This is a genomic window from Bacillus sp. MN7755 (genome assembly GCF_054771475.1).
The window spans coordinates 39,282-61,007 of the sequence record NZ_BTRL01000002.1 but is presented as its reverse complement, the minus strand read 5'-3'; the positions used below and the strand labels follow the sequence as shown (position 1 = coordinate 61,007).

Here is a 21,726-nt window from a genome sequence, read left to right as displayed (position 1 = left end):
TAAGAAGATTAATTAATACAATTCTATTCTATAATTTAGGTGGGAATTGGTGGGAAACATATATGCCTACCAAGCTCGTACAAGGATATAAAGATAGAGATGAGCAATTTAAAAAGCGTTCACATAGTTTCAAAAATATACATACAAGTTTAATGTCTATAGATACCAAAGATCTAATAAGTATTTTGACCTTTAAAACACATAAAGTAAAAGAAGTTAATTTATTCGCGTCTCCAAATACAGACAATCCGGACATTCGAAAATTCCAATATATTATGAGCGATTTATTAAATGGGCAAAAATTAGATATGCATAAAAAAAATTAACAGGTATTTTAGAGGATACACTGGAAGTAGATAAGGACTTTGGTAAAGAATTCTTTGAGCCATGGTTTTCTTGTGATTTAGATAGATTTATAGAAAAGTGGAAAGGGTTTTGTGAGGATAGAAATCACGTAGCTCATAACAAATTAATAGATATAAAGCTGTTTAAAAAATACAAAAAAATCATGGCAGAGTTATTAGAAGTTATTGTAGAAGCCGAAAAAAAATTCAATAACCATTTAGATTCGGAAATGGAACAATATCTTGAAAAACTAGAAGAACAAGAAGTTATGCAAATGATGGGGGATTATGAAGCTGAACTTCATTATCGTAGAAGAATGCGTGAAGAAGCAGCAGTAGAAACCCTAGAAGAAGATGAAATCCTAGAAAAGTTTAAAGCGATAGTCTCTGAAGCGTTTGACAATTTACAAGAAATGTTATATTACCGTAGTGATATCGAGGTAGAATTTAAAGAACAAAGTGTATTAAATAATGTAAAAGCGTTCGAAATCACCCATAATTACTTTGGGCGTACACTACACATAGCAACAGAAGCAGCAATTGATAGTTCTGAATGTGGTGTAAGTACAGTGAACTTAATATTATTTTATAACAATACTCCGCAAATCACATCTAAAATCACGTTTACAAACGGTAGTTCATACTTTGATGATGATCAAGGAACATATATGCCAGACAATGAGTCAGAGCTTGATATTGACGGCCTCGAAGAAATTGAAACTGAGATTTGCTATTTGATCGAGAATTTTATGCCTGAAATAGAAGAAGATGACATAGCATCTTTTCCTTGTGAACAATGTAATAAATATAACATCAATCTATCAGAAGATAACGGATTTGAAATAGGTACTTGCCTATATTGCGAGCATCCTAATCATGTAGGGAAATGTATGAAATGTGGAAAAACATTGAATTCCCCTACGGATAAAGTATGTGATGAGTGTTGGGAAGAAATCAAGGAAGATTAATATTTCAGATAAAAGTTGCAACTATTGTTGTAACTTTTATCTTTTTTAGGAACGGATATTTTCAAATGATAACCATTAATGAAATAATGATATCGTATAATTTTCATAATATATATGCAAAGAAGGGATGGAATGAGCACAGAAATAAAGGTAACACCGGAACAATTAGAACAAGCTGCTAAAACCGTAAAAAATACGAGATCATCATTAGAATATATACATAGAGATTTATACTCTCAAACAGAATATATAGCTTCTCAGTGGAACGGAGCAAGCAGTGATCGTTTCTATCAGATGTTTAATGAAGCAAAGCCAATGATGTTTAACATCTTGCAAGAATTAGATAAAATCGCAGTAGAATTAGAACGTGCAGCTGTTAAATTCCGAGAAGCCGATGAGTTGTATGGCGGAAATTTAGTTGACTCTGAAATTCAAGAAGGTGCCATGTGTGGAAAACTTCCTCCAAAATCAGAAGAGTCATTTTTCAATAAAAAGGACTTAAATGCTGCATGGACTGGTATTTCTACTGGTTTTGTAGATGGTGCAGTGGATGCATGGGAGGGACTAATATCCTTAGGTGATAAAGAAACCTGGCTGAATATGCGAGATGCGATTGTAAACTATGAGGAGACTATTCCTGCTGCATGGAATACTGTATCAGATACATTTATGAATAAATTTTGGAATGGGGATCTGGAAAGTAGAGAGCATTATGTAGCTTATGGTATAGCAACGTTAGGACTCGGGCTTCTGGGGGATAAGGGGCTTAGTAAAGCAGGACAAGTTGGGAAGGTGGCTGCTATTACAGGTTTTACTAAAGGGAAATCACTTGTAATTAATTCGCCGGCATATAGAAATGCATTACATATATTAAACAATTATGAATTTAAGGGTGGTAATCATCTCTCATATGCAGGTGTCGGTAGTACACAACAATATTTACAGAAAGCAGCTACGTATACTTATGAAGGCGCGAATGGTCCAAAAACAATTCGTTTGCGAAAAGGAGACTTAGCAGGAGACAAGCACCCAGTTACAGGAATTCCATACGATGCTGACGGATTTCCTATTTTTGAATCAAAAGGTGAGGTACTATTAAAAGAGGCTGATTTCAAAAAGTCTAGAACAACACAGTCTAGAAAGTGTAGTAAGGCATTATATGAACAAATAATGGGAAGTCCTGAATTAGCTTTAAAATTCACAGAGGAAGAAATTCAATTATTTAAAATAGGTAAAACGCCAGAGCATTATACATGGCATCATCATCAAGATGCTGAGAGAATGCAACTTGTAGATTATCAGACTCATCATGATACCGGTCATACAGGTGGATATAAAATTTGGGGAAAAGATAGCGATAAATAGGGAGGTACTTAGTCATGAGTCACATTACATGGATCAACGCAAATGAGAACAAAATAACAAATAACCAAATTAAACAATTAGAACAATACTTTAATATTAAATTTCCTAATGATTTTATAGAGTGTGTACAAAAATATGATGGTGGATATCCTACGCCAGATACTTTTAATATTCCAAATCAAGATGAAAATTCACTCAATAATCTTTTAACCCTAGATTCTAATAAAAAATACTCCATTCTAGAAACATATAATAATACGAAAGATAGATTACCTGATAAAATTTATCCTTTTGCCAGAGATCCATTCGGTAATCTTTTATGCTTCGATTATCGAAATACCAGTGATTCACCATCAATCGTATTCTGGGATCATGAGGAAGAAGACATAGAGGAAGCAATATATCCAGTTTGCTCAACATTTACAGAATTGCTTGATAGTCTATATGAATTTGATGATGAAGAATAAAGGATGAGTTATACCATAACTTATCCTTTATATTTTTATCATTTATTGGTTTTACTAAAAAGCACCCGACATCTTTCGAACAGCAAAAATCGGGAAAGATTCCCTTATTTCATACATAATATCCTCGAAGGGAGGGATTACATCTGGACTGGCTGGAGAGAATGAATCGAGCAATGAATTACATTGAGCAGAATTTATCAAACAAAATAGATGCTAAAGAAGTAGCAAAATTAGCTTGTTGTTCAGAATATCATTTTCCGAGAATGTTTTCGTCAATTACAGGATTTACTTTGTCGGAATATATTAGACGAAGACGTTTATCACAAGCTGCATGTGAGCTTCAAAATGATAAGACTATACGTATTATTGATCTTGCACTTAAGTTTGGGTATGATTCATCAGATGCATTTAGCCGGGCTTTTAAAAATCTGCATGGTGTATCTCCTACAGCAGCGAGATGTAATGGAATAGAGTTGAAAATGTTTCCGAAAATCTCCTTTCAAATTACGATTAAGGGAGATGAGGAAATGGAATATCGAATAGAAGTATTAGATGAGGAAATTGAAATTATAGGGGTAAAACAAAAAGTAATGACGGAAGATGCATTTCGTACAATTCCGCTATTATGGGAAGAAGCGACAAAGAGTGGACTCTTAGATAAACTTATAGATATGTCTTGGCAAGATCCACAATGTAAATTAGAAGGACTTTTAGGAGTATGCGGGAAACAAGCCGCTATTACCGACGAAGCCTTTCACTATATGATGGGATGCCGTTATCAAGGAGAATATACACCTGATATGGAGAAAATCATAATACCCAAAAGCACATGGGTTGTATTCCCAGATGTTACTAAAGCATGGAAACGTCTCTATACAGAATGGCTTCCAGCATCTGAATATGAGCTAGCAGATCTTCCTTGTATCGAGAATTATTTAGCCCCTGATAGAAAGCCAAGTAGTGAACTATGGGTTCCAGTTGTTCAAAAATAGAAATAATAGCATTTCATTTTATACTATCATAGATAAAACGGCCTATTACTAACCTATTACTATAATATTGATTTCAATTGCATACACTAGTATAATAATAATGTCAGAGCATGCTCTGATTAGTCTACGTTATAGGGGTATAACAGACGACATTTATTTTCAAAATCATAAAATCGGATTCACTTATATGCAAAATAAAAGCCTTCCTAATTGCAGGAGGGCTTTTATTTTTGTTTTCGAACTACAAAATAAACATGATTAGAAAAGTAAAAGATATAACCTTTTATCCCGCGTTAACGGGCAGTAAAACTCCCACCTCAAAATTCAGTTGGAGCAAAGAAGTTAGGTGGGAGATTAACTGTCCGTAAACGTCCGATTGGTTCAACTAATAATCAGTGGGGGATAAACAAAACCCCCACTGATTAAAGTTTCACTTTATGTAGAATTTACTTTAGTAAGCGCTACTTAACCATTAATAGTTTTTAATTTTTCATTTTGAGAGTTATATTATATATAAGATTCCTAATATACCAAGTCTAAAGTGATTCTATTATTTCGAATCTATGCTATTATACGGATATATTAGAAACCATTTAGGAGGGAACCATTTGGATTTTGAGAGAATACCAGTAGTGTTAAAACGATATGATTTTAAGGCGAAAATGAAAGTTTGCCAAGACAATTCGAAGGAGCTCATGTCTATTAATGGTTTGATTCCTATTAGTGAATGGCCTGGCAAAGCATCGCCGTGGGATTTAGAGACATTTGCTTTGTTTTCTGTTATGACAATTGGTGAATATTCTGATCGTAGATTTGATGACAGAAAAGAAAGCAAACAGTTCGCAAAAATAATTAATGCAATCAAGAATTATCTCCCTCCAAAATTAGAAATTTCTCAAGATAACAACAAGTTTTTAAATAATTTTATAATTGTCACAGGGTTAAATCAATTTCAAATCCAAGAAGATATAGGTATTAAAATTTATAGATATTCATATATCTTCAGTTTCGAGAATGAAAATGTGAATATGAAGCAACAATTCATTGAAAAATTCGGATGTAGTTTCGATGAATTTAAAAAATTTGGTTTTATTATTCATAGTCTTTTCTCAAGAGAAATTAATAAATATCTAACGCCAGATATCTATGATTACGTATTTAGAAAGCACAGTTATATAATTCAACATCTTCTCATTGATCGAGCAGATTATGTAGCTCTTCAAGAAAAGATAATACATGACACCACTCAATATACTTATGGCTTTAAATACTTTTATCAATTTCCTTTCATTTCTTACAAACAGGAGATTTTTCTGCCATTGCCTCACCTTATTATGCATTCTGTTACATCTTCCCTTTTATTTAGATTAACAGAAGGGAAGAATAAACTTCGCGAGCTGTTTGGAAAAGAGGTTCTTGAAAGCTATATTTTACACTTATGTGGTTTATCTGAATCGTTTGATGAAGTCATACCTGAATATTCATATAAACATAAAAAAAATAATAAGCGTACACTAGATATAATGATTCGAAAAGGCGATAAATGTTTAATGTTAGATAGTAAAAGCATGAGTCCACGTGTTTCTTTAAGGAATCTAAATGATAAGGACGTAGAACATACAGTTAATCGGATGGTTGATGCTGTCATTCAAGTTTACGAGCATATCACTGAGCGTTTTCCAAACGAGTATTACCCATTCGATGTAAAGATAGATTACTTGAAAGAAAACATCTTTGGAGCTGTTATTTTTAACGAGGATAGTTATGTTCTAAGAGACCGCATAATGAATAGGGCTGCGGAAGAGCTAAAAATTATTCATGGCAGCGAGGAATATAAATATCTATGTTCTAATGTCAAATTGATGAGGTTGTATGAATTAGAAAGAATGATATTTCAACAAGAAGATTTACTTCAATTGCTAACGAATAATAGACAGAATGAGAGCAAGTGGTTTGATTATTCATTTATAAATGATCATGAAAAGCATGATAGGGGAGTAGTTAAAGAAATCTCACAAACAAGCGAGAATATGCAAAAGGTTTTAATAGAATTCATAGATGAATTAGTTAAAGAAGGTCTCATATCACGATGATAAGCAAAAAAGCCATAATTCCAGCCATTGGGAATTATGGCCCTTTTAATATGCACGAAGAAGACATAAGAGAAAAAATCAGTGACAAGATATTTGAATATAGAAGAGACTTGTCACTGTTATGTTCTCATTAAAAGTATTTTAATTAGGGAAAGTAAACCGCAAACCTGTTGCATGTTTATAGTGAATAATTCTATAAATCTATAATTTTTTTGGTTAAGATTTTCTTGTTCCAATCAATACCTAAAAAAGTTTAGACTTTCTTGTCTTAATCGTTTGGAACTTCATGTCCTTGTTGTAAAAAGACATGAAAGTCTAAAATTTTTGAACATAGGACAAAAACTCTAAACTACTTAACCAGTAATGTTCGAGGGCTTTTTTTCCAAAGTACGAAAGATTAGAACGCGAGCTTAAAGAATTTATTTCAGAAGAAGATAAGAACACATATTGGCTATTTTCAAGACATGAAGACTTTATTAAAGAAATAAAAAGTATAAATGAATTAGTTGCTGTATCAAAACAAGCTTTTTAATGAACGTATTTATCTTTGCAACAAAAATTAATATTAATATAATATGATTTTAAAATTCATGTAATGTTTTCTGCTTATTATTAAAGCAGGGGGTGTTAATATGACTGTAAGCATGTTTTTTGTTAAACTTATTTCTGCAATTGTAGCGTGTGCATGCGTAGTACCTGCTATTGATGGAATCTTTAATAAAATTGAAGAATATGTAGGCTAAAGCATCCATAGCGATGCTTTTTTGTTATATAGGGTAATATCATATAGGAGTAGAAGCCATGCATATGATAAAAAAGAACAATTCCAGTAGGAATCCTGATTGCTCCTTGAAATGTGACCTATATTTGCACCAGAACCGGTTAAAATATAGGTGGTTCAGTTTGAGAAAGGAACTTTATGGTATCATTTTAGTAAATTTATTTATATAATTATATTATATAAATAAATAGTTTCAGAAAGGTAAGTGAATATTATAATTAATTTCGAACCATTTAATCCAACAATAAATGACATAGCGATCAAACTTGCTATGGTACTGTTTATACCGTTATTCTTAGCATTGCTTATCAAAGTTATACTTATGAAATTTATGAGAGAATCGATTGCTGGCAGACTAGCATATCTATCTTGTCTATTTTTTATGTACTATGTATTTAAATTTGTTACAGAGTAGAAAGATATCTTAGGATGTTATTTCTTTATTAATAACAGTTCTGTATATCTATAAAGTTTTGGTTTATATTTTCTTGTCCAATCAAGTTCCAAAAATGAAAGTTTATACTTTCTTGTCTATATAGTTTAGAGTTTCATGTCTTTGTACAGTACAAAAATGTAGAAAGACATAAAAGTCTAAACTAAAATCTCATGAAGAATCATTGATAAATAGCCATTATCATAAATTTTGTAGGTACTTTCATGTCTTAATAATGGGACATGAAAGTCTAAACCTTTTGAACATAGGACAAGAAACTCTAAACTACTTATCCAGTAATAATACAATAAAATGAAAGTAAACTTTTACCCAAAAGCTTACATTGAAATCCTTTATTTAATTTATCTCCATTCCCCTGATACCTCAAAATTCAAAGGAAAAGTATACATTCAAAATTTGATGAATAAAGAGATTAAAATACCGGTGATCAAGAAAAAAGACTGTTTACGAAAATAGCCAAAAAGAAAAAGCTAGATTCAAGCTAACTTTTTTTTCATAATTTCCGTTATCAGTAGTATCCCAAAAAGCTAACTACTTGTCTTTTTTAGATAAGTAATTAGCTTTTTGGGATACTTTAAAATATTAGCTTGATGGCTATTTGGTGGTACGCCAAATAGTATAATTAACAATCTTTTATATGTTGTGTAACTCGAAATCAAATGTTTATAAAATTAAGACTACGCGGTTACACAAGATATAAGATAGGGGTAAGTAAAGGAAAGAATTATATGTTTTTTCAAATCCCTAAAAGGGTTCTATAGATCAATAAAATATGTTTATTTCAAATTGTCACATTTATGTAACATAAGTGATTTATTTTATAATAGGAAACTAACACGAAACGAGGGAGAAGTTATGAAAAAAATCATACCGATAGTCGCAGTAATAGGCATGATGAGCTTAGGGATACAAGAAATGAATGTGAAAGCTGAGACATACAAAAGTGCAGGTTCCAAAATGGATTTTTGGAATTCTAAAAGAACAGGCACTAATTTTATGAATAGCACTTCATTACCTGAGAATTACAAGAGTGCAAAGGAGGCCAATATTGAATATGTTCGTTTAGCACCTGATAAATGGGCAAAAGATGAAGCTTTCTTCTCTGGAGACAAACCAGATACACCAGGAAAAGATTTTCTTATTGGTAATGCAGATAACTATCAAGGATTAGTGAAAGAGGATGTAGCAAAATTAAAAAAAGATTTAGATGCTGCACAATCACAAGGAGTTAAAGTTGTACTTACAATGCTTTCATTACCTGGTGATCGTTGGCGTCAATTTAACAATAATAAGAATGATGATAGAATCTGGGAAGAAGAAAAATATCAAGAACAAGCAAGCCAATTTTGGAAGGACCTTGCGCTTGAATTAAAAGATCATCCTGCTGTGGTTGGTTACAATATTATAAATGAGCCACACCCAGAAACTTCTAAGAAAAATAGATATAATGATTTTTGGACGGAAGATTATGAGAAATGGTATTCAAAAGTGAAGGGGACCCCAGCAGATTTAAATAAATTTTATCAAAAAGTTGTTAATTCAATTCGAGAAGTAGATAAAGAAACACCCATTATTTTAAATTCAGGTCTATATGCCACACCTTGGGCTTTTAAATATCTTGAACCAGTTAAAGATAATAAGACATTGTATGCATTTCATATGTATGAGCCATATCAATTAACAAGCCAACGTGAAAATCAAAATAAAGAGTATCAATATCCTGGAATTGTAAAAGTAGGAGAATTAAAAACACCTATGATGTGGGATAAAGATGGATTAAATACATTCTTACAGCCTGTTCAAAATTGGTCTGAGAAAAATCATATACCATCTAATCGAATCATAGCTGAGGAATTTGGGATTAATCGTACCGTTCCAGGAGCACCTCAATATATGCAAGACTTAATTTCTATATTCAATCAAAAGGAATGGCACAAATCATTCTATGCATTCCGTGAAGATACTTGGACAGGAATGAATTATGAATTAGGAACAGGAAAAATAAAATGGGATCAAGGGGGGGAACCAATACGTCAAGATAATCCAATTTGGGATGTAATAAAAATTGATTTACAATCTCATAAACTTCTCAAGTTAGGCGGCCGAGTATGGGAAGATAATAATCAAAACGGCATTCAAGATCAAAGTGAAAAGGGAATGGAAGGCGTTCGTGTTCAACTGTTCAATAAAGATCGTAATGTAGTAAAAGAAGGAAAAACAGATAAAGAAGGGCGCTACTTGTTTGATGGGTTAACAGCAAACACATATCGTGTACAAGTAGAGAAATCATCTGGTTATATCTTCATGCCAAAACAAAGTGGACAAGATGTAACGGTTGACTCCGATGTAAATGAAGCTGGAGTAACAGACACTATTACTCTTTCAAATGACGATGTAACAATCGATGCCGGAGTAAATAGAAATAGATTCAAGGATGTCCCACAAGGACACTGGGCATTTCATACGATTCATAATTTAGCGGATGAAGGAATTATTACGGGTTATGGAAATGGAATATTTGGTATGGGAGACGATGTAACACGTGAACAAGTAGCTGCGTTAATTTACCGTACTTTGCATATAGAAAAACAAGATGAATATGAAAATCCATACAGAGATATCAATAAAAATTCAACAATTTTTCCTGAGGAAATATTAGCTTTAACTAAGCTAGGGATTTTCCAAGGCGATGATCAGGGAAACTTTAGACCGAAAGCTACATTAACACGTGCAGAAATGGCACAAGTTATTACGAAATCTTTTAAACTAGATGTGAAGGCTCCACATAATTTCAACGATGTTCCAGCAAATTCATGGGCAAAAGATGCGATTAGTGCCGTGCAATCGAACCATATTGCAGTAGGAGTTGGAGAAGGGAAATTTGCTCCGGATATGAAAGTAACACGTGAACAGTATGCACAATTTTTATATAATGCAATTTCGAATGAGCGATCCCATCAATAAAAAGGAAATAAAGTTGAGCGGCCTATTATATCACCATTATAGGGGAGTATTACTGCACGTAAAAGTTTAATTGGTGATAGCCTAAACCCATCAACCTAAGAGTGAAAACAAAATGAACTTTCGTTCATATGAACTAAAAAAACCTTCCAATATTTTGTGTCCTTAAAAATAATCATACCAAATAAACCTAGATAGGTATCATTTTTAATATACAAATTTGGATATATTACATTTGCGATAAGAATAAATAAATCGTAATTCTTATAAAAGTCTTATTTTATTAAGGGAATAGAAAATATATTATAAATAGTTTGATATAATGAAATGTAAATTAATTTATAGAGCGAGGTATATAATATTGAATAAACGACGTATTTTTATTGGTGCTGCAATGAGCAGTGTTTTACTATTATCTGCATGTGGTAATTCAGATAATCTTGCTACATCAAAATCAGGAAATTTGACCCAAGAAGAATTTAATAAAGAGTTGAAAGAGACAGCGGGAAAAGTCGTTCTACAACAAGCAATGTTAAACAAGATTTTACTAGATAAATATAAAGTTTCAGATGATGAAGCAAAGAAAAAAGTTGAAGAATTAAAAAAACAAATGGGTGATAATTTCAAAGCCTATTTAACACAGGCTGGAGCTAAAGATGAAGATGATCTTAAAAAGAAAATTAAATCACAAATAGCTTTTGAAAAAGCTGTTAAAGCTTCGGTTACAGAAAAAGAAATAAAAAGCCTTTATAAGCCAAAATTAAAAGCAAGTCATATTTTAGTAAAAGATGAAAAAACGGCGAAAGGAATAAAAGAAAAATTAAATAATGGGGAAGATTTTGCAGCACTAGCAAAACAATATTCAGAGGATCCTGGTTCAAAAGAAAAAGGTGGAGAATTACCTGAGTTTGGCCCAGGTGAAATGAAGCCTGAATTTGAAGAAGCCGCTTATAAATTAGAAGTTGGACAAGTAAGTGATCCAATAAAAGCTTCTTATGGTTACCATATTATTAAATTAACAGAGAAAAAAGAGTTAAAACCTTTTGATCAGGTAAAAGATAATATTCGTAAGGAATTGGAACAGAAACGTTTACAAGATCAACAATGGCAACAACAATTCTTCAAAGATTTATTCAAGAAAGCAGATATAAAAATATCAGATAAAGATTTAAAAGATACTTTTAAAGAATTTGAAAAATAAGGATATGAAATATAATCTACTTACTTGCCTTAAAAATAAGTAGGATTGCTTATTTCTTTTTGAGTATAACATGTTATATCTGGATTATGTATTTGTATAAAAACTAGCTATGTCATTGTCATATTTATGTTGAATAAGGGGTCTCGCCACATACCCATCAAGCTAATAAAATAAGAACATCCCCATAACCAAAAAATTCGTTTGGGGATGTTCTTATTTTATAATTAATAGATATAAAACATAAATTTTTAAGAAAAGTATTAACGATTTGCAAATTGAGTTGCTATATCTGTTGCATCTTCTTTATTTAAATGGTAAATGGAATCATCTCCTATACGTTGAACATACGCTTCATCAAAGTATGGTTTCACACTAAAAAATAATACTTTAAATTTGATTTTTTTACCATCATCTAATACAAAGTCAATGTTACGTTGAGAAGATTCTTCAAAAAACTTCTTCTTCAAAAAATCTTTTTTTGTTACAACATCTTTCTGACTACTTAGTTTTTTAAACACTGATTTTGCTTCTTGACCATAATCTCTAAATGTATCTCCAGCAACAGAATCAGTTTCTAAATATTTTATTTTTGAAATCAGATTAGGAGTTAAAGACCCCTTATTCTCATCTCCTACTAAAGACATGTACATAAATATTAATAGAAATATAACTAATAATCCTAATATGATTTTTTTCATTTATTGTCTCCTGTTCTAAAAAATAGTACCTGTCTATCATACCAAAAATAGGGAATATACTTTTAGAATTTATAAAAAATATAATTAGAATTAAATTAAAACCTTCGAAAAAACCTGTTATAAAAATGGAAAAAGCGTTAACCTTTCTTTAGAATCAAAAGAAAGGATGTTTTTATAATGTGCTTTTCAATTCAAGATGAGCTGCAATTGTATTCCCAAGAGTTACAACGATATATGTTACCTGATGCTTTAGAGCAATTAGCTAAAAATATAGGATTTGTTAAACGAAAAAGTAAATATCGAGCACAAGATTTAGTAGCTCTGTGTGTCTGGTTAAGCCAAAATGTAGCTCATTCTTCATTGACACAATTATGTAGTCGATTAGAAGCTGACACCGGTATTTCTATGAGTCCAGAGGGACTCAATCAACGTTTTAACCCTCAGGCTGTTAAGTTTTTACAACAACTCTTAGCACATTTACTTCACCAACAATTTTGCTCTTCTTGTAAGATTCCAAATTTGTATACAAACTATTTTCGTAGTATTCGTGTATTGGATTCTACACATTTTCAGGTTCCAGATAAATTTGCTTCTAGATATCAAGGTTCAGGAGGTAGTGGCCATAATGCTGGTGTGAAAATTCAATTAGAGTACGATTTGCTTAGTGGTCAATTTTTACATGTTCATGTAGGTTCAGGAAAGCAAAATGATAAAATCTATGGTTCTACTTGCTTAACTTCTCTTCAACCGCACGATGTATGTATACGTGATCTAGGATATTTTGATTTAAGAGATTTACATGCAATAGACGAGTGTGGTGCTTATTTTATTTCACGATTAAAGCTCAATACACGTATATATCAGAAGAATAGAGAACCTGAATACTTTCAAAACGGAACAATAAAAAAGCAATCTGAATACATCCAACTAGATATGGAGCAATTCATTGACCAATTACAGTCCGGTGAAACATATGAAATTCCTGAGATTTATATTGGAATGTATCAAAAACTTCCTACAAGACTAATTCTGTACAAATTAACTGAGACACAAATGAAACGTAGACAAAAGGATTTAGCATCTAAAGAACATAAGAAGCAAATTACCTATAAAGAACACAGTAAGCGGCTTAGTGCCATTAACTTTTACATTATAAATATTCCTTTGGAATATCTGCCCAAGGAACAAGTATATGATTTTTACTCCTTACGCTGGCAAGTTGAACTTATCTTTAAAACATGGAAATCATTTTTTCATATTCATCACTGTAATTCTGTACAATTAGAACGACTAGAATGTCATTTATATGGACAATTAATTAGCATCCTTCTTTGTTCCTCCACCATGTTTCAAATGCGCCAATTACTCCTCATCAAGAAGAAACGAGAATTAAGTGAATATAAAGCAATTTATATCATCAAAGATTATTTTCCACTTATTTATCAATCTTTACAAAAAGACACCCAAGAATTAACAAAGATTCTCTTTCGTCTGTTTAATCTTTTACAGAAAAACGGACGAAAATCCCATAGGTATGAGAAGAAAACAGTCTTTGATATCTTAGGCGTCGTATACGACTTTTCTATGTCTCACAATCATGTAGCGTAATCCCAAAAATTGAAACCCGATAGGATTTATTTGGCGTGCAAATCTTTAAAGAACTTACACTGGATCTTTAGAAAAACGAAATAATTCCGCGTGAAATTAAACTTATATAATCTTAGCTTGATGGGCATGGGGTACCGCCCACATTTTAACGAAAATATACGTTAAGCAAAATTCGACATGAAATGAGCCGAATTTCCTACTCTAAGGAATATTCGGCTCATATGTTTTATTTGGTCTGTAATTTGTTCTCTTCATATTCCTTCATTATTTTATAAAACGTGTTTTTCTTTAGCTCTAACATTTCCATAAACATAACAGCAGTGATTTCCCCACTCTTCCATTTTGAATGAGTTTCTTCTATTATATTTATTTGTTGTTTACTTAGCGTCGAAAGGTTCAACTGAGGACGACCTAAGTGTTTTCCTTGAGATTTAGCTACAGCAATTCCCTCAGCCTGTCTCTGATGAATTTTCTTACGTTCTTGATCTGCAACATAGGAAAGTAAAGATAAAAACTGATCTTCCATTAATCGTCCCATATCACCCATCTCTCGAAATTTACGGCTATCAAACAGTGTTTCATTTTCTAAAACAACAATATCCGCTTGTAATTCTCTTGTTATGTACTTCCATTCTGAAATTACCTCATCATAATTGCGGCCCATACGATCTAAAGCATCTATGTAAACAATATCACTTGTACTTAATATTTTTCTTAATAATTGATACTGAGGACGATCAAAATGTCGTCCACTTGCTTTATCGACAAAAATCCGTCGAGCTTCCACTCCTCGTTCCATCATTTTATGTAATTGGCGTTATTCATTTTGATCTTTTGTACTTACACGTATATATCCATAAATATTCGCCATGTTTGATATTCTCCTTACATTTGTTACCACAATTATATCATTTTTGTTTATAAAGGTATTCATTAAAAATAAACGTTTATAAAAATACTTGTATAACCTTTATAAACTTGATATTACAATGTTTCATAGATGTTCTCCAACTGTTTGTAAAGGTATACCTTTACAAACAACGCGCAAAAACTGTATTTCGGATTAATTAGCAAAACAATCGAAATACAGGTAAATTACACCATTCTCTAGATGCTATATATAATTTGGTATAATTGTATTTAAACAAATTATTGCTAATAGGTAGAGGAAGGAATACAGAGATTGAAAAAACTATTTCAGACTAAAAAATTCTTAATATCAATTCTAACAGTAGCCCTAGTACTAATTACTTATTTTGTAATACAATCTATTTTATCACCCGCTAGAGGTGTAACAAACCGAGAGAACCCCATTCAACTTGTAAATGAACAACCCAAAATAGACATATATAAAACCGTTCCTTCCCAATTCAATGGTCAAATAAGAAAAATTGCCTATCTTACATTTGATGATGGACCAGGAAAGTATACAACTGAGCTTTTAGACATATTAAAACAACATGATGTTAAAGCTACTTTTTTCTTAACTGGTAAGAATGTAAAGGCATATCCTGATTTAGTAAAACGAGAAAAAACAGAAGGTCATTATGTGGGTATGCATAGCATGACTCATGATTTCAAAAAATTATATACAAATGGTGACTATGTTAATGAAATGATAACAAATCAAAGTTTAATAGCAGCTATTATTAGAGAAAAACCACAATTAACCCGACCTCCTTATGGTTCTATGCCTGGATTAAATGAAGCGCTTCGTAATAAGGTAGCAGAGGATGGATTTAAAGTATGGGATTGGACAATTGACTCTTTAGATTGGAAATATAATAACTTACCAGTAGAAGCAGCTTCAGTTAACATTGCTCAAAATGTACTTATTAATGCAACGAAGTCCCAAGAAGTTATATTAATGCATGACATTCATCCTCAAGCTGTTGCAGCCGTACCAGCCATTATAAAAGGATTAAAAGACAAAGGATATGAATTTGAAGCTTATCAAGAAAATGATCACTTCTCTTTAAATTTCTGGCAGGACCCACGCATTTAACTTTTAAAGAAAATTATGCTATATTTTAAAACACAATAAAGATAAAAGTTATAAAAATTCATCAATATAGTACTCTAACAAACTCTAAAAAGCCCATGACTCTATTTCATCAATAGAGTCATGGGCTTTTTAGAATACTTACTTTATCATAAGGTATTACTCTTTATGGGATAACCATATCAAAAAAATTGTACGTTTAGACTCAAAATAACCGATTCCCTGTACGTTAAGCAACCGGTTATTTATTTTACTGCCTTTTGGTAGAATTTTTATCTCGTAATGGTCTTAAATTATCGAATTTTTATAGATTCATTGCAATTGTCTTGAAGTTTTTGTACCAGAAACACTTGTAATAGTCTACGAAGATTTATGGATAGAATCATCTATTCAGTGATATTGGGTATTTTTCCTTTGATGTTTACCCAAGATTTATGTATAATTTAAATCGTAATGATTACGATTTAAAGGAGAGTTGATATAATGAAGATTTTATTTGCAAAGAAACTAGGTATATTAGCTATTAGTTCATTGCTAGTATTAGTAGGGTGTCAGACTTCAGGTTCATCTGAAAAACAAGAGCACACACATGAAAATGAACACGATCACAACCATGAGCATGAGCATAATCATGGTCATGCTGAAGAAACAGAAAAAATTTATGAAGGGTATTTTGAAGACAGCCAAGTGAAGGATCGATCACTCTCCGATTGGAAAGGAGACTGGCAATCTGTATATCCATATTTACAAGATGGAACACTTGATGAGGTATTTGCTTATAAAGCAAAACATACAGGTAAAATGACAGCTAAAGAGTATAAGGAGTATTATAATGAAGGGTATCAAACAGATGTTAACCGTATCGCGATTCAAGATGATACGGTAACTTTTTTCAAAAATAGAGAAGAACATTCTGGTAAGTATATCTATGATGGGTACGAAATTCTGACATATGATGCGGGAAATAGAGGTGTAAGGTACATATTTAAACTAGCAGAAAAAGTTGAAGGAGTTCCTCAGTATATTCAATTTAGTGATCATAGTATCTATCCAAATAAAGCTAGTCATTACCACTTGTACTGGGGTGACGACCGTAAAGCTTTATTGAATGAAGTCATACACTGGCCTACCTACTACCCATCAAAAATGGATGGACATGATATTGCCCATGAGATGATGGAGCATTAAATTTGGAGTCGCGATGAATTAATGAAATGATAACAAATCAAAATTTAATAGTGAACATTATTAGAGAAAAACCACAATTAACCCGACCTCCTTATGGTTCTATGCCTGGATTAAATGAAGCACTTCGTAATAAGGTAGCAGAGGGTGGATTTAAAGTGTGGGATTGGACAATTGACTCCCTAGATTGGAAATATAATAACGTACCCGTAGAATCGGCTTCCATGAATATTGCTAAAAATGTACTTATTAATGCAACGAAGTCCCAAGAAGTTATATTAATGCATGACATCCATCCTCAAGCTGTTGCAGCCGTACCAGCCATCATAAAAGGGTTAAAGGAAAAAGGGTATGAATTTGAGGCATATCATGAAAGCAATCACTTCCCTTTAAATTTCTGGCAGGATCCACGTATTTAAGCTTTAAGGAGATGTATAAAGTCACACCTCTATTTATAAAAAAAAGATATAGCCCCTTGTAGAACAACAAGGGGCTATTCAATGTTTTTGCTTATTCTTTAGTTTAAAGCAACACTAGCTATTTATTATTAAACTATATATTTAGCAAAGTACTTCCATAAAATTCTTTTTTATGCTATATAATATTTTTAAAGCGCTTAGAAAGGGAGAGGACCATATAAAAATTATACAAGATTTTACAGAACCCTATTTTAAAACTGTTGGAGAACAAAGTAAGGCATATCGAGTAATTGGTTGCAAAGATGGTAAAGAAAAGCATTTCCCTGTTACATTTAAAACATTAAAAAGGGCACGTATATTTAATTATAGGTATGCTTGTGATAATCCTGAATGGCTGAATAGAAATGGCGACATAAGTGAGTATAATGTTAAGAATGGGAGACCTGAATATAAAAATATTTGGCACGATAATGTTATAGAGAATGTATATAAAAAGTATATTGATTTTGATAGTTGGGAAATCTAATCATTAAAGCAGCAAACCAATCGTTCAAATAGTCTACAAATAAAACATAAAGAATAATAAGTAAATAAGCTATAAAAAGGAGATTCAATAGCATGAACATTGCATTTTTTCTTACTCCTAAAAGTGAATTGGTTTATATAAATATAAATTCAACAATACGTCAGGCTTTAGAAAAGTTGGAATACTACCGATATACAGCTATCCCCTTGGTCAATACTGAGGGAGAATATGCAGGTACACTTACAGAAGGAGATTTATTATGGAAACTCAAAAACACGTCATCTTTAAGCTTTAACAACACTCATCAAGTTGTTCTGAGGGAAGTTTCTTTACACCGTACAAATGAACCAGTTTCCATCAATGCGGAAATTGAAGACCTTTTATCAAGAGCTATGGAACAAAATTTTGTTCCTGTTATAGATGACGATGGGGTTTTTATAGGTATTGTTAAAAGAAGAGATATTATTCAATATTGCGCACAAGGTTTATTATTTAAGAACAATTCTGTATAAACATATGAACTTTAAATTATGTCAAATCTTCAATTTAAAATTCACATAAAAAGCATATGACTTTTTACTGATTAAAAAAGCTAGTAAAATACTAGCTTTTCGCACTTCTGATAATGATATGTTATGTAAACTTCACATGAATACTATATTCATAAGGTAACTAATTCCAATTGATTATATAATGAAGGGATAAGATTAGATAAAAAAGGAGTAGGGATATGATAATTGGAGAACTAAAAGAAATTGTAAGACATCCAATAAAGTCATTTCGCGGAGAAAATGTTCAACAAACTTTCATTGCATCCTATGGCTTATATGGAGATAGAAGCCATGCTTTTTTAGATGAAACAAGACCAGGAAAGTATTTAACCGCAACACAACTTCCTGAAATGATTGGTTATACGGCGAGTTTTATAGGAGAAGAAACTTTGGATACATATCCATCAATCAAAATCGTTTCTCCTGAAGGGAAAATATATAAGTGGGGAGATCAAGAGTTACTTACAGAATTGGAACAAAAATCAGATCGTAGAATTAAAGGCATACAATACTCACCCCAGCAAGTACCTCTAGGTGCAATTGAAGAAGAACATGTATTAATTGTGACTGATACGTCATTACAAGAAATAAGTGCAATGTGGGGACAAGATGTGGACCATAGGAGATTTCGTCCAAACTTGATATTCTCATTATATGAAAATATTCCTTTCGTAGAAGATACATGGTTTGGAAAATGTATACGTATAGGAGAAGCAGAATTAGAAATAGTAAGACACTGTGAACGCTGCATGATTATTACTATTGATCCTAACACATTAACATTTGAAAAAACTCTCTTAAAAACTGTTGCACAAAAAAGAAATAATCATTTTGGAGTCTATGCATCAGTTATAAAACCAGGAAAAGTGAATGTTGGGGATTCTATCATATTAGAATAACCTTCGATAACACTGATTATGCAAAAAGTAAAGCCGTCCTGATGGACGTTTTTTTTTGCTTAGCGTGAGGTTTTTCAAAAATACTGCGATACGCCTCGTTTTGGGGTATTTGGTTTTTCATAGCTTGATAGCGATGTGGTAGAACCCCACATCGCCATCAACTTAATAGAACAGATTAACTTCAAAAAGAAAAAATCAGCTTTTTTATTATAAGTTAACACAAAATTTAGTTCTGGGGGCGTTATAAAATTTTAACTTAATAGCGATGGATGACCCTTAAAAGATGAATTATTGAAATTACGTAGTATGATCTATGATAAATTTTGAGAATAAAAACCCTTTACTATTTTTCAGTTTTACTTATTGTCTAACGGTGCAGGTTAGTTGAACAAATAAAGGAGTTTTGCTTACAGTAAAGAAAGAATAAATAAAGAAAAATGTAAGGGGATGAATAAAATTTCAGAACGTAGCAATCATGTTATTCAAATTAAACCTTGGGAAGATAAGGACCTTGATTTACTTTTTCGTATTAACACCCCAGTGATGATGCAGCATCTTGGAGGTCCAGAAAATGAAGAACAGATTTTGAAGCGACACAAACGGTACCTTGAACTAGATAGTAGAGGATGTATGTTTAGCATTTTATTGTTACCAGAGCAAGAATCAATGGGTTCTGTTGGCTATTGGCAAACTACTTGGAATAATGAAAGTGTGTACGAAACTGGCTGGAGTGTTCTTCCCGCATTTCAGGGGAAAGGAATAGCGACAACTGCAGTAAAGTTGGCAATAGATGAAGCATCCGCTGAGAATAAGTATAGGTACATTCATGCTTTTCCTTCAGTTGACAATCCAGCTTCAAATGCAATTTGTCGGAAGCTTGGATTCAAATTAATCTCCGAATCCGAATTCGAATACCCTCCTGGTAGCTTTATGCGATGTAATAATTGGTGTTTAAACTTAATTGCCAGTAAATAGCCTTCTTAAACTAACGGAGGCGTTAATTTAATAGGTGTTACCACATATGTCCATCAAGTTAAGATAAATCTGTATGTGACTTTAGCCATAAAGTTGCCCCTAAAGGAAGCATAACCTTGCCGTGAATGCTGTTGGTTTGTAATAATTTTCAATCAAAAGCATGCTGCAAAAATTGATTTTTCAACAGAAGAAACCCAAACATTTTGAAAAAAGTTTGATCAAAGTGCTTGGGTTATTTGTTGCTAGTGAATAATTTTTTATAAAAAAGCTCAATCATTTTTCTACCTGTGTTTGCTCAACAATCGCGCCCTATTCTTGAATAATGAAAAAATGACTTAGTATTCAATCTTTTCGTACATCGTACGGTGTCACCATGAATGTAATTATTCTACTTTGCGGGTAATAGGTTCTCTGGTCCCCCCCATATAGAATAAATATTTTATAATTGATTTAATACTCACCTTTATGTAAGTACCTGTACTAAAAGTGCATACTTACATATTTACAGTGTTCACTTTATTATCAAGATATAAATAATACTTAAGGAGGACAACTCTTTGAAAACTCTTGTCATTGTAACACATCCCAGCATAGAAACTTCCGTCATTAATAAGCGATGGATAGAAGAACTGAAAAAATATCCGGAAAAGTATACTGTTCACGAATTGTCTAAGGTTTACCCTGATGGAAACATAGATGTGCAAAAAGAACAAAAAATGGTTGAATCACATGGTAATCTGATTTTGCAGTTCCCTATACATTGGTTTAATTGTCCGCCTCTCCTTAAAAAATGGCTTGACGATGTTTTAACTTATGGATGGGCTTATGGTTCAAATGGAGGGGATAAATTAAAGAATCGTAAAGTTGCTTTAGGTGTAACTGCAGGAATCAAAAAAGAAGATTATAGTGAACATGGAAGATATCAGTATACACTTGAACAAATATTAGTTCCATTTAAAACGACATTCCTGTATTGCAATGCAGATTATCGTTCGTACTTTGCGTTTTATGGTAAAGAAAATAAGCCGGGTGGAAACGAAGAAGAAGAAAATGAGCCTGGTACAAGCGAATTGGAAAAAAGCGCTCAAGATTATTTAAATTTTGTTGAAAACCTGTAATAGGTGGCTTTATAAAAGCTATAAAAAAGAAGTATCTCCTTCTTGAGGAGATACTTCTTTTGATTTAAACAAAATAGCTAGCTACCGCTGTACATCCTCCATAGCGGATGCTTTTTTTC

Annotated in this window: 18 protein-coding genes and 2 pseudogenes; 18 read left to right on the top strand and 2 right to left on the bottom strand. The window is 32.2% G+C overall.

What is annotated here, in order from left to right:
* The first annotated feature begins 62 nt into the window (after nucleotides 1–62).
* The 9 genes from ACYVEC_RS02470 (at nucleotide 63) to ACYVEC_RS02430 (ending at nucleotide 11,626) form a co-directional block, all read left to right on the top strand.
* Complete coding sequence (locus ACYVEC_RS02470; protein WP_275719193.1) at nucleotides 63–326, top strand: hypothetical protein; 264 nt, start codon at nucleotides 63–65, stop codon at nucleotides 324–326.
* 182 nt (nucleotides 327–508) lie between these two features.
* A complete protein-coding gene (locus ACYVEC_RS02465) occupies nucleotides 509–1,312 on the top strand; it encodes a hypothetical protein (protein ID WP_460505550.1) in 804 nt (267 codons plus the stop codon).
* A gap of 132 nt (nucleotides 1,313–1,444) precedes the next feature.
* Nucleotides 1,445–2,677, top strand: coding sequence for a WXG100 family type VII secretion target (locus ACYVEC_RS02460; RefSeq protein ID WP_275719191.1), 1,233 nt, complete (start codon nucleotides 1,445–1,447; stop codon nucleotides 2,675–2,677).
* A gap of 14 nt (nucleotides 2,678–2,691) precedes the next feature.
* Nucleotides 2,692–3,144, top strand: a complete 453-nt coding sequence (locus ACYVEC_RS02455) for an SMI1/KNR4 family protein (RefSeq protein WP_000018398.1) — start codon at nucleotides 2,692–2,694, stop codon at nucleotides 3,142–3,144.
* A 143-nt stretch (nucleotides 3,145–3,287) separates the two neighbouring features.
* Nucleotides 3,288–4,136 (top strand): AraC family transcriptional regulator, encoded by an 849-nt coding sequence (locus ACYVEC_RS02450; RefSeq protein ID WP_275719196.1) that lies wholly within the window; start codon nucleotides 3,288–3,290, stop codon nucleotides 4,134–4,136.
* A gap of 608 nt (nucleotides 4,137–4,744) precedes the next feature.
* The gene (locus tag ACYVEC_RS02445; protein ID WP_275719190.1) at nucleotides 4,745–6,229 is read left to right on the top strand and encodes a hypothetical protein; all 1,485 of its coding nucleotides are present in this window, start codon (nucleotides 4,745–4,747) and stop codon (nucleotides 6,227–6,229) included.
* Between the two features lie 986 nt (nucleotides 6,230–7,215).
* Complete coding sequence (locus ACYVEC_RS02440) at nucleotides 7,216–7,425, top strand: hypothetical protein (protein ID WP_001021330.1); 210 nt, start codon at nucleotides 7,216–7,218, stop codon at nucleotides 7,423–7,425.
* An 894-nt stretch (nucleotides 7,426–8,319) separates the two neighbouring features.
* Nucleotides 8,320–10,428, top strand: coding sequence for an S-layer homology domain-containing protein (locus ACYVEC_RS02435; RefSeq protein ID WP_199678205.1), 2,109 nt, complete (start codon nucleotides 8,320–8,322; stop codon nucleotides 10,426–10,428).
* 358 nt (nucleotides 10,429–10,786) lie between these two features.
* Nucleotides 10,787–11,626 (top strand): peptidylprolyl isomerase, encoded by an 840-nt coding sequence (locus ACYVEC_RS02430; protein WP_275719189.1) that lies wholly within the window; start codon nucleotides 10,787–10,789, stop codon nucleotides 11,624–11,626.
* Between the two features lie 260 nt (nucleotides 11,627–11,886).
* On the opposite strand, the gene ACYVEC_RS02425 is transcribed toward ACYVEC_RS02430, so the two are convergent.
* Nucleotides 11,887–12,324: a hypothetical protein gene (locus ACYVEC_RS02425; RefSeq protein WP_098556745.1), complete on the bottom strand. Its 438-nt coding sequence runs from the start codon at nucleotides 12,322–12,324 to the stop codon at nucleotides 11,887–11,889.
* A 177-nt stretch (nucleotides 12,325–12,501) separates the two neighbouring features.
* Here ACYVEC_RS02425 and ACYVEC_RS02420 point away from each other — a divergent pair, with 177 nt between their 5' ends.
* Entirely contained in the window at nucleotides 12,502–13,932 is a 1,431-nt protein-coding gene (locus tag ACYVEC_RS02420) for an IS4 family transposase (RefSeq protein WP_098556747.1), read from the top strand.
* 226 nt (nucleotides 13,933–14,158) lie between these two features.
* Here the strand turns inward: ACYVEC_RS02420 and ACYVEC_RS02415 are convergent.
* Nucleotides 14,159–14,803, bottom strand: a pseudogene (locus ACYVEC_RS02415) (recombinase family protein).
* Nucleotides 14,804–15,115: 312 nt separating this feature from the next.
* Here ACYVEC_RS02415 and ACYVEC_RS02410 point away from each other — a divergent pair.
* From ACYVEC_RS02410 to ACYVEC_RS02375, 8 genes and pseudogenes are all read left to right on the top strand, one after another.
* Nucleotides 15,116–15,937: a peptidoglycan-N-acetylglucosamine deacetylase gene (locus ACYVEC_RS02410; protein WP_063222244.1), complete on the top strand. Its 822-nt coding sequence runs from the start codon at nucleotides 15,116–15,118 to the stop codon at nucleotides 15,935–15,937.
* Between the two features lie 480 nt (nucleotides 15,938–16,417).
* Nucleotides 16,418–17,122: a metal-binding protein ZinT gene (locus ACYVEC_RS02405; RefSeq protein WP_063222243.1), complete on the top strand. Its 705-nt coding sequence runs from the start codon at nucleotides 16,418–16,420 to the stop codon at nucleotides 17,120–17,122.
* 17 nt (nucleotides 17,123–17,139) lie between these two features.
* Nucleotides 17,140–17,538, top strand: a pseudogene (locus ACYVEC_RS02400) (polysaccharide deacetylase family protein); the annotation flags it as partial.
* A 172-nt stretch (nucleotides 17,539–17,710) separates the two neighbouring features.
* Nucleotides 17,711–18,064, top strand: coding sequence for a hypothetical protein (locus ACYVEC_RS02395; RefSeq protein ID WP_097927093.1), 354 nt, complete (start codon nucleotides 17,711–17,713; stop codon nucleotides 18,062–18,064).
* A 92-nt stretch (nucleotides 18,065–18,156) separates the two neighbouring features.
* Nucleotides 18,157–18,576, top strand: a complete 420-nt coding sequence (locus tag ACYVEC_RS02390; protein ID WP_063222241.1) for a CBS domain-containing protein — start codon at nucleotides 18,157–18,159, stop codon at nucleotides 18,574–18,576.
* Between the two features lie 218 nt (nucleotides 18,577–18,794).
* Complete coding sequence (locus ACYVEC_RS02385; RefSeq protein ID WP_460505543.1) at nucleotides 18,795–19,514, top strand: MOSC domain-containing protein; 720 nt, start codon at nucleotides 18,795–18,797, stop codon at nucleotides 19,512–19,514.
* A 447-nt stretch (nucleotides 19,515–19,961) separates the two neighbouring features.
* Nucleotides 19,962–20,489, top strand: coding sequence for a GNAT family N-acetyltransferase (locus tag ACYVEC_RS02380; protein ID WP_460505541.1), 528 nt, complete (start codon nucleotides 19,962–19,964; stop codon nucleotides 20,487–20,489).
* A 557-nt stretch (nucleotides 20,490–21,046) separates the two neighbouring features.
* Entirely contained in the window at nucleotides 21,047–21,607 is a 561-nt protein-coding gene (locus tag ACYVEC_RS02375) for an NAD(P)H-dependent oxidoreductase (RefSeq protein ID WP_460505539.1), read from the top strand.
* The last annotated feature ends 119 nt before the right edge of the window (nucleotides 21,608–21,726 follow it).

What these genes read in the sequence shown, in the direction of transcription:
- ACYVEC_RS02455 (WP_000018398.1), top strand. Translation starts at nt 2,692, where the DNA reads ATGAGTCACATTACATGGATCAACGCAAATGAGAACAAAATAACAAAT.
- ACYVEC_RS02390 (WP_063222241.1), top strand. Translation starts at nt 18,157, where the DNA reads ATGAACATTGCATTTTTTCTTACTCCTAAAAGTGAATTGGTTTATATA.
- ACYVEC_RS02460 (WP_275719191.1), top strand. Translation starts at nt 1,445, where the DNA reads ATGAGCACAGAAATAAAGGTAACACCGGAACAATTAGAACAAGCTGCT.
- ACYVEC_RS02380 (WP_460505541.1), top strand. Translation starts at nt 19,962, where the DNA reads ATGAATAAAATTTCAGAACGTAGCAATCATGTTATTCAAATTAAACCT.
- ACYVEC_RS02425 (WP_098556745.1), bottom strand. Translation starts at nt 12,324, where the DNA reads ATGAAAAAAATCATATTAGGATTATTAGTTATATTTCTATTAATATTT.
- ACYVEC_RS02470 (WP_275719193.1), top strand. Translation starts at nt 63, where the DNA reads ATGCCTACCAAGCTCGTACAAGGATATAAAGATAGAGATGAGCAATTT.
- ACYVEC_RS02420 (WP_098556747.1), top strand. Translation starts at nt 12,502, where the DNA reads ATGTGCTTTTCAATTCAAGATGAGCTGCAATTGTATTCCCAAGAGTTA.
- ACYVEC_RS02405 (WP_063222243.1), top strand. Translation starts at nt 16,418, where the DNA reads ATGAAGATTTTATTTGCAAAGAAACTAGGTATATTAGCTATTAGTTCA.
- ACYVEC_RS02385 (WP_460505543.1), top strand. Translation starts at nt 18,795, where the DNA reads ATGATAATTGGAGAACTAAAAGAAATTGTAAGACATCCAATAAAGTCA.
- ACYVEC_RS02435 (WP_199678205.1), top strand. Translation starts at nt 8,320, where the DNA reads ATGAAAAAAATCATACCGATAGTCGCAGTAATAGGCATGATGAGCTTA.
- ACYVEC_RS02465 (WP_460505550.1), top strand. Translation starts at nt 509, where the DNA reads ATGGCAGAGTTATTAGAAGTTATTGTAGAAGCCGAAAAAAAATTCAAT.
- ACYVEC_RS02395 (WP_097927093.1), top strand. Translation starts at nt 17,711, where the DNA reads ATGCTATATAATATTTTTAAAGCGCTTAGAAAGGGAGAGGACCATATA.